14 protein-coding genes are annotated in these 14,366 nt (G+C 40.2%); 3 read left to right on the top strand and 11 right to left on the bottom strand.

All coding sequences use genetic code 11. The features are described from left to right. Nucleotides 1–22: 22 nt before the first annotated feature. The 7 genes from HWQ58_RS00880 to HWQ58_RS00850 form a co-directional block, all read right to left on the bottom strand. Complete coding sequence (locus tag HWQ58_RS00880) at nt 23–2,371, bottom strand: glycoside hydrolase family 31 protein (protein WP_292856664.1); 2,349 nt, start codon at nt 2,369–2,371, stop codon at nt 23–25. A 188-nt stretch (nt 2,372–2,559) separates the two neighbouring features. Continuing rightward, a complete protein-coding gene (locus HWQ58_RS00875; RefSeq protein WP_292856662.1) occupies nt 2,560–2,730 on the bottom strand; it encodes a hypothetical protein in 171 nt (56 codons plus the stop codon). 127 nt (nt 2,731–2,857) lie between these two features. After that, nucleotides 2,858–3,196, bottom strand: a complete 339-nt coding sequence (locus HWQ58_RS00870) for a hypothetical protein (protein WP_292856660.1) — start codon at nt 3,194–3,196, stop codon at nt 2,858–2,860. Then, nucleotides 3,196–3,555 (bottom strand): hypothetical protein, encoded by a 360-nt coding sequence (locus tag HWQ58_RS00865; protein WP_292856658.1) that lies wholly within the window; start codon nt 3,553–3,555, stop codon nt 3,196–3,198. Before HWQ58_RS00865 ends, HWQ58_RS00870 begins: the two co-directional genes overlap by 1 nt. A gap of 104 nt (nt 3,556–3,659) precedes the next feature. Next, nucleotides 3,660–4,874 carry a divalent metal cation transporter gene (locus HWQ58_RS00860; RefSeq protein WP_292856657.1) on the bottom strand — a complete coding sequence of 405 codons (1,215 nt, stop codon included), beginning with the start codon at nt 4,872–4,874 and terminating at the stop codon, nt 3,660–3,662. After that, complete coding sequence (locus HWQ58_RS00855; RefSeq protein WP_292856655.1) at nt 4,867–5,379, bottom strand: hypothetical protein; 513 nt, start codon at nt 5,377–5,379, stop codon at nt 4,867–4,869. Before HWQ58_RS00855 ends, HWQ58_RS00860 begins: the two co-directional genes overlap by 8 nt. A 1,152-nt stretch (nt 5,380–6,531) precedes the next feature. Further along, nucleotides 6,532–6,672 carry a hypothetical protein gene (locus HWQ58_RS00850; RefSeq protein ID WP_292856653.1) on the bottom strand — a complete coding sequence of 47 codons (141 nt, stop codon included), beginning with the start codon at nt 6,670–6,672 and terminating at the stop codon, nt 6,532–6,534. A 263-nt stretch (nt 6,673–6,935) separates the two neighbouring features. On the opposite strand from HWQ58_RS00850, the gene nifH reads away from it, so the two are divergent. Further along, nucleotides 6,936–7,826 carry a nitrogenase iron protein gene (gene nifH / locus HWQ58_RS00845; protein WP_292856651.1) on the top strand — a complete coding sequence of 297 codons (891 nt, stop codon included), beginning with the start codon at nt 6,936–6,938 and terminating at the stop codon, nt 7,824–7,826. Nucleotides 7,827–8,109: 283 nt separating this feature from the next. On the opposite strand, the gene HWQ58_RS00840 is transcribed toward nifH, so the two are convergent. Together HWQ58_RS00840 and HWQ58_RS00830 are read right to left on the bottom strand one after the other, a co-directional pair. After that, on the bottom strand, nt 8,110–8,406 hold the full coding sequence (locus tag HWQ58_RS00840) for a hypothetical protein (protein ID WP_194043762.1): 297 nt from the start codon (nt 8,404–8,406) through the stop codon (nt 8,110–8,112). A gap of 438 nt (nt 8,407–8,844) precedes the next feature. Further along, complete coding sequence (locus HWQ58_RS00830; RefSeq protein ID WP_292856649.1) at nt 8,845–9,030, bottom strand: hypothetical protein; 186 nt, start codon at nt 9,028–9,030, stop codon at nt 8,845–8,847. A gap of 597 nt (nt 9,031–9,627) precedes the next feature. Here HWQ58_RS00830 and glgX point away from each other — a divergent pair. Beyond that, nucleotides 9,628–11,754: a glycogen debranching protein GlgX gene (gene glgX, locus HWQ58_RS00825; protein WP_292856647.1), complete on the top strand. Its 2,127-nt coding sequence runs from the start codon at nt 9,628–9,630 to the stop codon at nt 11,752–11,754. Between the two features lie 69 nt (nt 11,755–11,823). Here glgX and HWQ58_RS00820 read toward each other — a convergent pair whose 3' ends face one another. After that, the gene (locus tag HWQ58_RS00820) at nt 11,824–12,378 is read right to left on the bottom strand and encodes a hypothetical protein (RefSeq protein WP_292856645.1); all 555 of its coding nucleotides are present in this window, start codon (nt 12,376–12,378) and stop codon (nt 11,824–11,826) included. A gap of 12 nt (nt 12,379–12,390) precedes the next feature. Then, complete coding sequence (locus HWQ58_RS00815) at nt 12,391–13,248, bottom strand: hypothetical protein (protein ID WP_292856643.1); 858 nt, start codon at nt 13,246–13,248, stop codon at nt 12,391–12,393. A gap of 289 nt (nt 13,249–13,537) precedes the next feature. On the opposite strand from HWQ58_RS00815, the gene HWQ58_RS00810 reads away from it, so the two are divergent. Then, nucleotides 13,538–14,164 (top strand): Uma2 family endonuclease, encoded by a 627-nt coding sequence (locus HWQ58_RS00810; RefSeq protein WP_292856641.1) that lies wholly within the window; start codon nt 13,538–13,540, stop codon nt 14,162–14,164. The last annotated feature ends 202 nt before the right edge of the window (nt 14,165–14,366 follow it).

Below are 14,366 nucleotides of genomic sequence, written 5' to 3'. Positions count from 1 at the left end.
AAAAACCACCTTTGCGAGTATTTTAGAATTGCAGAGTGTGTAGCTTACCATCATCTTGGAAACGTTGCTCTCCAACACCAACAAGTTCTACAATCACTTGACGCGGTGGAGGTGTCCATTCCCCAACTCTTGCTCCAATTTCCACTACTGTTTGATTAGACTCAGTGAAAACGCTGATGTTTGTTAGTGAAAAATTTTTGTCTTGATACTCGTTTGTCTGTCCATCATCTTCAAATAGCTGATATTCGTTATTACCACGCCAAATCCGTAATCGGATCTCGTCGAGTGGGGCTTGATCGACGTATTGCCCTACAGGTTGCATGGGAACAATCGCACCGCTACGGACATACAGTGGCATTCTTTCTAATGGTGCATGAGCAAGAATGTGAATCGGGCCTTCATAACGTTCACCACTCCACCAATCATACCAAGTGCCAAGAGGTAAATAGACAGCTCGATGCTCAACTCCTGGGCGGTAAATTGGTGCAGCCATCAGCGACGCACCTAGCAATACTTGATCGTAGAGGCTATAGGTTTTCGGATCGTTAGGGAAATGGTACAATAATGGTCTTAAAATCGGTGCGCCCGTTGTTGCCGCTTCCCAAAAAAGACTATAAATGTAGGGAAGTAATTGGTAACGTAGATTAATGTATTCTCGACAGATATTTTCAACGCGATCGCCAAATACCCAAGGTTCATGACGAGCAGTAGACATTGCCGAGTGACCGCGCATCAATGGGTAAAGCATTCCTACCTGCATCCAGCGAGCAAATAATTCAGCTGTGGCGTTACCAGCAAACCCGCCAATATCACAACCCACAAACCCTACACCCGAAAGTCCCATGTTGCAAAGCATTGGCAGAGACATTTCTAAATGCTCCCACAACGATTGGTTATCTCCCATCCACACAGAAGACCAGCGTTGTACACCAGCATAACCCGATCGCGTTAACACAAATGATCGCTCTGAGCCTCGATGCCGTTCCAACCCTTCATAACAAGCTTTAGCCATCATCAACCCATACAAGTTATGCACTTCTATATGAGTAGAAGAAGATGCAGGGATATTCCCCCCTGCTCCCTGCGGTGCATCTAGCGGGAACCAAATTTTTTCACCTTCATCGCCGAAGGGGCGATTATTTATGGCAGGTTCATTCATATCATTCCAAATTCCTGCCACACCAACATCAGTTAAACTTTTGTGTAAATCAGCCCACCAGTTACACACATCAGGGCGTAAAAAATCAGGAAAAACAGCTTTCTCAGGCCAAACGTAGCCGTGGAACAACGTACCATCAGCTTTACGCACAAAATAATCGTTTTCTAATCCTTGGTCAAAAATGTGATAATTGCCTTCTGGTTCATATTTCACACCAGGATCAATGATTGTGACTGTTTTGAAACCATCCTCTGCTAAATCACTGATCAGTTTTGCCGCATTGGGGAAACGCTGGGGACTCCAGGTAAACACCCGATAACCCCGCATATAGTCAATATCCAAGTGGATAACATCACAGGGAATGCGGCGTTGGCGAAATTCCTTTGCTAGTTCCCGCACAACGGTTTCTGATTCGTAACTCCAGCGACATTGATGATAACCTAGCGCCCATTTCGGCGGTAATGGCATTCTCCCGGTTAGCTGAGTGTATGTGTCCAGGATTTGGGCTGGTTCGGGGCCGTAGATAATGTAATAATCCAATTCACCGCCACGAGTCTCCATCTTCCAAATACCTGGTTGTTCAGCACCGATATCGAACTGACTCCAAAAAGTGGTATTGAAAAAGATGCCGTAGCTTACCTCTGGGCGCAAAGCCATAAAAAATGGAATTGCCTGGTACATTTCATCAGTCAGTGCATCATAATCTAAGGAATCCGTTGTCCAGTTGGTTTTTACTTCGCTGAGTTTATCCAGAAAGCCTGTGCGTTCACCAAAACCATAGAAATGTTCCTCGGCAGCAATTTCCTTCCACGCTGCAACTGCGCCCATCCGCCAACCTATTCCCATATCTGCATCTTGAGCAAAGGGACGGTTATCTTTATCGAAACAGGCGATGCGACACTTTTCTCGCTGGACGCACACACGAATCTGTGCTGTTTCAATTTCTATCGTTGCTTCAGTTTCGCGGACTGCAAAAGGTGTTGTCGCCCATTCTGCATCATCCAGCGTTACTGCCCAAGAACGGCGGGGCACAAATTCCCCAGTCAGTGCCAAACGCACGCGGATTAAATTGGGAGCAAGTACGCTGATGGTAAGGCGTGAGTCGCCACAGTCAAAATTAATAATATTATTGTCCCAGGTTACAGCTTTTACATTGCTAACTGTTGTCCAAGGTTGGTTAGTAGTGGGTAGTTTTCCGAAATATTGCGGCATATCAGTTATTCAGCAGGTTAATACTTGTCCGCATTTCATGATTACAGAGATACTTAGTCTCAAACTCTTTCTTTCGCTAGAAGTTGGGTGAAAGATTAGCAGATATTTTTCAGCAAGAGTGGTTTTTGTAATGCACAAGCTTGTATTGTGACCACACTAAATACAACATTTGATTAATTTGTCGCGAATTAAAGAAAGGCAATACCCTGCAATGCCAATGTATCGGCTTGCATTGTTAATGCGTCGGCTTGCATTGTTAATGCGTCGGCTGACAATGCCAATGCATCGGCTTGCATTGTTAATGCGTCGGCTTGCCTTGTTAATGCATCGGCTGACAATGCCAATGCATCGACTTGCATTATTAATGCATTGGCCGCATTAAAACGCTACGCTTTTAACGCAAAACTGTACTAAGTTCTATCGTTAGAAACATTTACAGCATTTTGCAACTTGGTGACATCATACTTCTGCCTCCTTCAAGCCAAGTTACTCTGTATCCTGCGGCTGCTCGTCTAATGATTTTAATGCATCTAGACTGCAACGCAAACGCGGCTTGTCAGGGTCAGTCAAATCTAGCTTGTCCCAAGGTATTGTATAACCACCGTAAATTTTTTGTGCCCCAAGTAGATGCAAAATTTTTAACCCAATTGTCCAAGCGGATAGCCGTTCTAACACGGCAGCATAGCCGATAAGATATTCTTTAACAATCCATTCTTCGCCTTGTTGTTCGGCGCGTACTTCCTCAATGCGTCCGACGACTTTACCAGTTGAGTCTAATACTGGTTTACTCAGCAGTAATTCTAGATGAATTTCACGAGTTGTCATTATCTCCCTCCTGGAATTCGGGCGATGATGCGATTGCGCAGCCATTTTTCATAGCCTAAAGCTGGTGTTGCTTCAGCTTCAACATCGACTTCGACATCAATACCAATATCCCGCACTTTTGACCACGGAATCCGAAACGGTTCACTTTGTTTAGCACCCCATTTATTTGCAATTGTTGCTACAAAACCTGCCAAGCGGGGATTTAGGCGTTTGGTAAGGGTTGTTACTCCTACTTCAATATAAGCAAGTCGTGGTGGTTCGCGATCGCGCAACTCCATCACAATGCCATCGACTTTACCCATTTTGCGTTGATTGCGGTCAACTAATTGGTTATCAAGAACATCTCTGATAATATCCATTAACTATCACTTCTGGTTAATTATTGATAGATTTACCAAGCTACAAAGGCGCAAAGATTAAAACGTTATAAATCCTAATCTAAAATCCAAAATCTAAAATGGATTTATCCTCCAATAATTTCCAATGGAATAGCAAAGATTGCTAGCACAAATGTCAGTGCAATTGTAAAAATGACAACACTGTTACTAATCCACCCGTTGCGATACTTGCCAACGTATAATTCATCGTTCATCAAAACCAAAAAAGGTATAATTACAGGCGGCAAAATCACTGCTGTAATTGCCATTGAAAACAAAGTCAATTGCAATGGATCGATCCCAAATACCATCAGTAATGAAGCGAGAAAGACAAACACTGTGTAGACTAAACTAAAGCGTGCGGCATCTTTTGGTTTAAGATTTTCGCCCCAATTCCAACCAAAAGCTTGAGCCACAATATATGCTGTATCAAGGCTTACCTCCAGTGCTGCACCAAAGCAAGCAATCCCTAAAGATGCTGCAAATAGCACAAAGCCCCAGTAACCAAAGGTTTCTGTCAACATCAGCGCCGCCTGTTCATAGCTATCAACCTGGATACCTTTGGGACCGAGTACCAGTGCTGCCACAATCAACACTCCCAGTGATACGATACTACCAAAGCCCATCCCCAAACCAGCAACGGCGCGATTTACACCGATATACCCTTCATCCCACTTATCTTCTACTGCACCAGATGAGTAAAAATAAAACAAGTACGGGCTAATCAATGCTCCTAGTATGCCAACGGCCAGGTATAAGTAATGTGCGGTGTCTTGTTGTGGCAGAGTTGGCAACAAACCAGAGCCAAGTTGTGTCAATGATGGATGCAGTTTAAAAGTAGCGACGACAAATGCTAGGGTAATTAATCCGAATAAAGAAACACCGTTTTCAATTAATCCAAATGTCCCTTTCCAAAGTAGCAACCAAATTGCAAAGGCTACGGGTAAAGCAAACCACTGGAAACTAATGCCTGTTACTAATTGCAGGGCAATACAAACACCGCCAATTTCGGCTGCGAAAACCAGAAAATCAACGGCAATTTCTGCAACTAGTGGAATAATATAAAAGTTGAACCCAAATCGTTCTCGCACCGCCGCAGCTAATGTATGTTTGCTAACGGCTGCTAAACGTCCAGACATTTCCACCAGAAAAATTACACAAATTGTCCCTAAGACAAACGCCCAAATTAGTTGGAAGTTATAGGTAGATCCAGCTTCTGCAGCAGTAGCGATCGCACCTACATCTAAAAAACCGCCGATACTGGTAACAATCCCAAGGGCGATTTCCAAAATTTTATTCATTGGTTTGCCCTGCTACTTTTCGTAGCTTATTTAGCGATCGCTTTTCTACTGCTAATTCTCCAAGTTTTTGTTGTACCTCTGAATGATTTTTTTTAGCCACAGCCCTCGATATTTCCTCTGTTTTATTGGCTAACTGTAACACTATAGCTAGTAGCACTGATTTATCATGTTTGCTGACATCTTTAGATAACTTTATTTTGTCTATTTGATTTTTTCCTTTTTGCAGTTCTTCCGTGGCTCTTTTCAATGTTTGTTCAGCATATTTATTCGGCACAGCACCGCGTATCCAAGCATCACCAACCATATTTGCTGTTGCTACCCAAGAAGATACACTTTGTGTTTCTTTATCCATATCTTCTGCGGAGGTTTTACCACTGCAAGAGGCTAACAATGTCAGTATTAATAAACAATTAATTACAGATCCTAATTTACCAGGCTCTGGCATTTTTACACTCTCCATAGCCAATAAATATATTTTTCTCATTATTTTGGTAACAGTGTACATCTCTCTAACGGAAGATTTTATAAAATATTACTTCAAGCTGAATATTTATTTTTCAAAATGCATTGTGTTAACGGAAATTAACTATAAAAATATCCCTGATTTCTTCAATAATTTGTGGAGCAGAGCCTCTCCGTGTTTGTAAATTAAATAGAATTGGTATAGGCGTAATTAAATGCCATAAAACTTTTATTGGTAGTAAATACTTTATCCATTTATATAAAGTTATTAAGATATCAAGCTGCTTACTACGACCTTTTGATTTAATTAAGCCATTCTACTTATTATTGCGTAAAATTTTGTGAGTTATTTAACTTATTTTTTTACAAGATTTTTGGTTACAAAAACAAAAACTTTTGTTTTCGTTATAAACCATTAGTTTCATTACTTTTATCAAATACCCAAAAGTATCAAACTGCACATATTGGCTATGATAAATAATTTTATTAACTAGCAACTGATCGGGACGTAACTTATGACTATTAAAGGTTCTAAGGATAACTTTCTATTAAATAGAGAAAAAATTTGAGATTTGGCAAATTAATTAGTGAGATGTATGTTATGGTTTTTATAGGAATCAAACAAGTGAAAACACAAAAAGACTTCAAGACAAGTTTGAGGCAAGCTCAAGAAAGTTTTTTTGCTCTGGTAAGTCCCCTTCAATTAGCTACATCTTTTTTTAACGAAAATCTAAAACTAGATTGAGTTGGATAGTAGCCTTTGTAACAACTTGAAGTCAATCGAAATTTATCTGGGTATGAGCCAATAAGAGTTGGCTAACCTAGCTAGAGCATTACCCGCCAAAGGCAATTACTCTTGGAGTCTGGGAAGAAAGACTCTTAGTACAGCCTGACAATTCAATAGAAATACAGAATATTTACTAACTTAGTCTTGCGGGAGTAAACATTTTCAACCGCAAACTAAGTTGAAGCAGTTGCTGACTTTTGGAACGAAAACTTCAAGCAGAATGGTGTAGTTCCATAATTTCTAGGAATTTAACCATACTGTCAAAAGTCACCAAGATATTATCTAAGCCAGAGTATCAGATGTTGCCTGTGCAGTTATTATATTACTGTACTGGTCTCTACCACTTTTAGGCTGGGATTTATCTTGCTGCATCAATCACGAAACGAGAAGCGCTATAGATTTTCTTGGTTACTTGACATCAGCAAAATCAAAAAAGTTGTAGCGACCATTTAAGAGTGGATTGCAATTTGGTTGGTTGTGTGGTTCAGGGAACAAATCTGCGTTCATTTGAATTCCTGCTGCAACCACTCTTGAGGCTTGAGCAACCATTTGGGATTGGTTACAACAACTGATAATGCTGAAGTCATAGTTTCAAAGGCTTCGTTATTAGGAGATTAGATTTCTCTATCTCTTAAGCCATCGGTTCGTGGGTAAATATGTTCTGATTTTAACTGTTTTTGCCAGGGTGCGATGTCTAGCGACAAGCCGCTAGGCGTCTACGCCAATAGGCTCTACTTCCCTACGACGCCAAGGGTGAATATTTCACATCAAGCTTACGACTCATCAACTAAATCTTTGTAGGAAACACAACCATGACTGACGAAAAGATTAGACAAATAGCTTTCTATGGTAAAGGCGGTATTGGTAAATCTACCACTTCTCAAAATACCCTTGCAGCAATGGCTGAAATGGGTCAACGCATTCTAATTGTCGGTTGCGACCCCAAAGCTGACTCCACCCGTTTGATGCTGCACAGCAAAGCTCAAACAACCGTTCTTCACCTCGCTGCTGAACGTGGCGCAGTAGAAGATATCGAACTCAATGAAGTGATGCTGAAGGGTTTCCGTGACGTTCTTTGCGTAGAATCTGGTGGTCCAGAACCCGGTGTAGGTTGTGCAGGTCGCGGTATCATCACCGCCATCAACTTCTTAGAAGAAAACGGTGCTTACCAAGACTTAGATTTCGTATCTTACGACGTATTAGGTGACGTTGTATGCGGTGGGTTCGCTATGCCTATCCGTGAAGGTAAGGCACAAGAAATCTACATCGTCACATCAGGTGAAATGATGGCGATGTATGCTGCTAACAACATTGCTCGTGGTGTTCTTAAGTATGCTCACACTGGTGGTGTGCGCTTGGGTGGTTTGATTTGTAATAGCCGTAACACTGACCGGGAAATTGACCTAATCCAAACCCTGGCAAAACGGTTGAACACCCACATGATTCACTACGTACCTCGTGACAACATTGTACAACACGCAGAATTGCGCCGGATGACTGTTAACGAGTACGCACCCGAAAGCAACCAAGCTAACGAATATCGGACATTGGCTCAAAAGATCGTTGACAACAAGAACCTTACTATCCCCACCCCCATTGAGATGGAAGAGTTAGAAGAATTGTTGATTGAATTCGGTATCCTGGAAAGCGACGAAAATACTGCAATGCTAGTTGGGAAGACTGCTACTGAAGCACCTGTTTAAAGTATTGCTAAATAAATAATGGTTTAGGGTGGGCAACAGCCCACCTTTTTCCCAATTTTTGCATTTCTTTGTTTGAATCCTTAATATAAATATATAGTGATCGCTCGTACCCTGCAATAAGCCGCTACGCATCTATGTACAAGAGATGTTTCGAGATTTCAAAAGCGGTGGTTACAAATTAGAAGATATAAATGTTTCTGGCAATCGCTTAATATCTCTAATCTTAATCATTTTCAACCAGAAGCTAGTACAGGGTTTGTTAACAAGAATGACATATACATCCCTACTCCCAAGTAGAAACATCTCGTAGCAAATTAGGAATTTCTCCTTGAGATAAGGGAAACTCTAGTAAAGTTTCTCTAATACCCAGATATCCAGATTCAGCAAACGATAAAAGCATTCGTGAAAGCGCTAGCCAAACCTCCGGTTCGTATTCCCAATCACGATAACGTGAAGCTTGACCAGCTATTGAACGTAGTGCCCAAAAATAAGAGTTTCTCACCACTGAACCACCCTTTTTAAACTCTGGCAAATCTTCGTGGTGGATAAAAAGTATTTTATTTTCAATTCTGGCTCTCATAGCAATTTCAGATTTTATATTTTAGATTAAAAGTAAATTTTAAGTACGGTGATTATGGCTTTAGCTTAACGCACTATGTTGTACGGCGGTGCGTTGTATTTAACAAAAAAATGCTGTGAAACCTAACATCCTACCCTGGTAGGAAAGTGAGGTTTTCCAAATCATGTGACAAGACATAAGAATGTAGAGACTTTGCAATGATAAAATCTCTACATTGAATACCTAAAAATTGGCGCTTAAACCCACACGAAAAGTAAATCCAGGGCTATATATGCGATTAAGCTCATCTTGCTCACCGAGTAGATTTTCTAAGTAAACTGTCAGTCCTAAATTGCTAGTTAGAGGTATACGCCCGCTCAAATCTCAATTCACAAAAGAAATGTCTGCATCATCGCTCGGAGTTTGCTCTGTTTCTGGCTGAGTTTCTTTTGGATTAACTTAAATTGGTACAGATTGTTGAGATAATAATTCGGCATTAGTGGCGGGTAGCTCAATTTCACTCAAACTCGGAATATCTGAAATGACTTCCGTTGATTTATTAGTATTTCTCTGCTCAATTTCACTCTCAACCGCATAACTAGGAGACCCTATTAGTAAACTCGGTAAAGCAACTGTTAGCAACAAAAATCATTTTTAACGTTCTATTTTACACAAAGTAAAAACAGTCACTACGTAGCATTGTTGCTGTAATAGTAAAATCGTGTCAAAAGACACGCTGTCATATTTCCACAGTTCGGATGAGATTGTTGGTCAATTCACTATGTGTTAAACTCTAGAGCGATCGTATTTAAAGAAGTTATATCGTGTCCGGCTAAAAACTTATCATTTAGACCGCAGTTATTGCTGGGGGCAGGTTTGCCGTGAGCGACCCGTGCCGAGCATCTCAACTTCGCTCAATGGAGCCGGAGCCGAGGTAAGCTGAACGGGAGCAGGGAGCAAAAGAAAAGAAGCTTTTTCGATGGTTGCTTTACTGAAGCAGATTGTGCAGCGTGTCGCAGACAGGACAGTTTTCCTTCAGCCTGTTGCCCTCTACATTAATTTTTCCAACTTAAGGAATAGAAATTTTTATTACTAATGATAGAGCAAATAATATTATTTAGAAGTTAGATTGTAATATTAGTGATTTTAACGAATAATTAGTAACTTTAGATTTTAACTAATTATTCAAAAAAGTCGAAGTCAATAATATTTGCCGAAAAACTAATTATTCAAGATTTACTTATGTATGTAGCTTTATGGCCAGGGAATGTATATCCTTTAGGTGCAACTTGGGATGGTAAAGGGACAAACTTTGCTTTATTTTCGGAAAATGCAACAGGGGTAGAGCTTTGTTTATTTGATGACGATGACGAAGAAATCCGCGTGCCTTTGACAGAAAAAAACAATTTTGTTTGGCATGGTTACTTACCAGGAGTTGCCCCAGGTCAAAAGTATGGGTTTAGAGTGCATGGGATGTGGGCACCGGAAGTTGGTCATCGATTTAATCCAAACAAACTATTAATTGACCCCTACGCCAAGGCAATTGACGGTGAGTTTAGTAACGATCCAGCTGTCTTTGGCTACTCTCTAGACGCTGAGGAAAAAGACTTAGTTTTTTCTGAACTAGATGATGCCAAATTAATGCCCAAATGTGTAGTGGTCGATCAATCTTTTGATTGGGAAGGCGATAAACTGCTTGCTACACCTTGGTATAGAACTGTTATTTATGAAACTCACGTCAAAGGTTTTACTAAACTACACTCAGCTATTCCAGAAGAGTTGCGCGGCACTTATGCCGGGTTAGCGCATCCTGCTGCAATTCAGCACTTACTGCAATTAGGAATTACAGCAGTTGAGTTGATGCCAGTACATCATTTTCTATCTCATCCGGGACATTTAGAAGGAAAAGGATTAAGCAATTACTGGGGCTATGATTCCATCAACTATTTTGCCCCCTATTCTAGTTACAGTGCTAGTGGAACTGGGGGAGAACAAGTCACTGAATTCAAGCAAATGGTCAAGGCACTACATTTTGCCGGAATTGAAGTGATCTTAGATGTAGTCTACAACCACACTGGCGAAGGAAATCATTTCGGGCCAACGCTATCTTTGCGAGGTATTGATAATTCTGTATATTACCGTTTGGTAAAGGATGATCCTCGCTACTACATGGACTTTACAGGCTGTGGTAACTCTCTGAATGTGCGTCATGCTCAAGTTCTGAAGTTAATTATGGATAGCCTGCGCTATTGGGTAATAGAAATGCATGTAGATGGCTTCCGATTTGATTTAGCTTCGGCGCTGGCACGAGAATTATATGAGGTAGATAACCTATCAGCCTTCTTTGATATTATTCATCAAGACCCAATCTTGGCAGATGTGAAGCTGATTGCTGAACCTTGGGACTTAGGAGAAGGCGGCTATCAAGTCGGGAACTTTCCACTGCGTTGGTCTGAGTGGAATGGAAGATATCGGGATACAGTCAGAGATTTTTGGCGTGGTGTAGATGATAGTTTAGGACAATTTGCTTACTGTTTTACCGGTAGCCCTGACCTCTATCAAACAAATGGGCGCAACCCAAATGCAAGTATTAATTTCATAACTGCTCATGATGGTTTCACGTTAAATGATTTGGTCAGCTACAACGAAAAGCATAACGAGGCAAACGGGGAAGACAGTAGAGATGGTGAAAGCCATAATAGATCCTGGAATTGTGGTGCAGAAGGCGAAACCGACGATCTAGAAGTAATGCGTTTGCGCGAACGGCAACGACGAAACTTTTTAGCAACCCTAATGCTATCTCAAGGTGTCCCAATGCTATTAGAGGGGGATGAAATTGGCTGTAGTCAACAGGGAAATAATAATGTCTACTGCCAAGACAATGAAATTTCCTGGCGGCATTGGGATTTGCATAAAGCGAACGCGGATTTACTAGACTTTACACGTGAACTCATCAATTTTCGCAATCAGCATCCAGTATTCCGACGACGTAAGTGGTTTCAAGGTCGCCCCATCTACGGTTTAGGCATTAATGATATTGCTTGGTTTAATTCTGATGGCAGTGAAATGACTGAGAAGCAGTGGCTTATTAGTTATGCCAAAGTAATGGAGATTTTTTTGAATGGGCAGGGAATTGCTACTCCAGGGGATCGTGGTGAGCGGATTATTGATGAAAGTTTTCTGTTATTTTTTAACGCTCACTACGAGTTAATTGACTTTGCTTTACCCAATGAATTTAAAGATAAGGTATGGGAGATAGTAATTGACACTAATGAACCTCGTTTTTTAGATCGGGGAAAATTAGTTTCAGACTCTCAAACTGTACCAGTTACAGATCGCTCTTTGATGGTGTTACGCCTTATTAGTTAGCAGTATGAGGACAAAAAGATACTCAACTGTATAGAAAAATATATTTTTCTATACAGTTGATAAAATGCTTTAACGATTTTTTCTCGTAACTCTAATTAGAAAACGCAGAGCTTCATTTACAGCTTCCGAATTGGGAAACATTTCTGCAACATCAGGTTCTAAAAAAACTGTCAATTTTTCAACATTATTAAAATTATATTTACTATTTGTCATATTAGTGTCTGCCAAACCCTGATTTGATTGAGGCTTATTCTGTATTATGGTTGTTTGGCAAGATGCAGCATTTAATTTATTAGCTAGTGATTCCCAACTACTAACTTTTAGCTTAAAGTGAATTTTTGCATCCCGTAATGTTTGAAACTGTTGCTTCAGAATATCAATACTATAAATATGCTTCTGAGATACCTGTTTCTCTACATTTAGGTCTGACTCAACCATATCAACTACTTCAGTAATAAGTCGGTCATGATTTTCGGCAATTTGAGCAGCAGCCCCTAAAATCCGAGAAGTTGCTTGTATCTGTACATCAGTCTCTTGATTAAGGCGATCAGCAATACTGCGAATTTGATCTGCCAACCTCGCTTTACCTTTTTTTTGCGTGGTTGGTAGTGATTTTTTGCTCATAAGTATGCTTGTTTATTCAGAAAGTATGTCTTTAATTGCCAGCCAGATGCGTTTAAATTTTTGTACCAAACCCATAGGATTGTTAGTTGTTTCTTCTTCCACCGAATCAACTAGAGATTGAATCCGATCCATACGCTCTGCTACAAGATAAAGACTATTTACTGCTTCATCCTTACTTGCTAAAGAGTCACGCAATAGCACAACCATCTGGGCAATTTCTCGTTTTAGTTTTTCATTCTCGGCTTTCCGGCGAGTTTCCCATCCCTTAATACTAGCTTTAGAACGACGCTCATGTTTAAGTTCTGCTTTAGTCTCATTGTATAAAGTTAAATACATTTCTCGTTCAGAGTTTACTGCCTCATATTTGGTAAACAATTCAGTTGCTCTAGCTTTTTCTTCATTGTAGAGACAGAGTGTTTGTTGATGACTTTGTTGTTCATCAATATAGAAACGATAATTTTGAGTGACTTGTTCTTTTAGCTCATTAGCTTCGAGTTGGCAAGTTTGAATCTCTCGCTGGTGAACATTAACTAGCTGGGATATTTTCGCTTTTTCTTCGTTATAAAGGTAGAGCGTCTTTTGATGATTCTCTTGCTCATCAATATAAAAGCGATAATTTTGAGCGACTCGCTCTTTTAGCTCATTAGCCTCAATTTGGTAAGTTTGAATCTCTTGCTGAACATGAACTAGTTGAGATGCAGCTTCCTCATTTTCTTTCGCACGTTGTTGTGCTTCATCGCGTTGGGCACGAACAGTCATCAATAGCTGTTGAAGTTCACGAGGAGAAGGTGGTTCTTTTTGCCGTGAGCGAGGATTATTAACATTGTTGTCATGATTAGAATCTCTGCGATCTGCTCTCCTCATTGTCATAATTTATATTCCTATGTAAGCATTTGTTAGATTTAAGTATAAGTATTCAGTTTAACCAAGATAAACTCATTGAAGTGTGATCTCGGTTCTACTGGTAATATGATCTGACCTCTCTCCTAAAAGGAGAGAGGCTTTAAGGCTTACTCCCCAACGCTAGCAGGGAAGGGGCTATCCTTGTTAGGTTTGTTTGTATTAAACTCAATTGAGAAACGTCAGATGTAGCAATTACGAATTACGTTAATATTGATAAAAATGGACGCTTCACAAACACAATAGAAGACAATAATTTATGATTCAAGCCTTACGTAAACTAGTTACATTCGATGAATTTGTTGCTAAATATCCTGACAACACAGGAAAACGTTATGAATTGCATGACGGAGTAATTGTAGATATGCCGCAACCAACAGGCGATCATGAAGAGGTAGTTGGATTTTTAGCTTTTGAAGTTACTAGAGAGTGTATTCGTTTAAATCTCCCCTACTTCATACCCAAAACAGTATTAGTCAAACCGCTTGAAAATGAATCTGCTTACTCACCAGATGTGCTGATATTAAATCGCCCCAATTTAGTAAATGAACCTTTATGGAAAAAAGAATCTACTGTAAGCCAAGCGGAATCAATACCCTTAGTAATTGAGGTAGTGAGTAGTAATTGGCGTGATGATTATTTAAAAAAAGCTGCTGACTATGAAGCTGTAGGTATCCCAGAATACTGGATTGTAGATTATGGTGCTTTAGGCGGTAGGCGATTTATTGGCAACCCCAAACAACCAACTGTCTCGCTCTACACTTTAATTGAGGGAGAATACCAAGTAAGCCAGTTTCGAGGTAGCGATCGCATTATCTCACCTCTTTTCCCCGAATTAGATTTAACTGCCGAACAGATTTTTCAAGCTGGCGCATACCCTGCATAACCCTGACAATTTTAGAAAAGGGCGATTTCTGTTACAGACGAAATTTGTTGTCGCAGATTCTTCAGTAAATCTAGAGTTTTTTCGTAAGCAACTTTTTTTCCTTGGTTTTCAAAGTACTTATACTAATTCTCTAAAAGCTGGCTACAGATGAGATAATAAGATTTAATGAGAAGAGGGATATCCAATGTCAGGGGTCTATCAA

This window comes from Nostoc sp. LPT (genome assembly GCF_017115165.1).
Taxonomy (GTDB): domain Bacteria; phylum Cyanobacteriota; class Cyanobacteriia; order Cyanobacteriales; family Nostocaceae; genus Nostoc.
The sequence above is the reverse complement of the archived record's forward strand: the minus strand, read 5'-3'. Positions and strand labels throughout refer to the sequence as shown.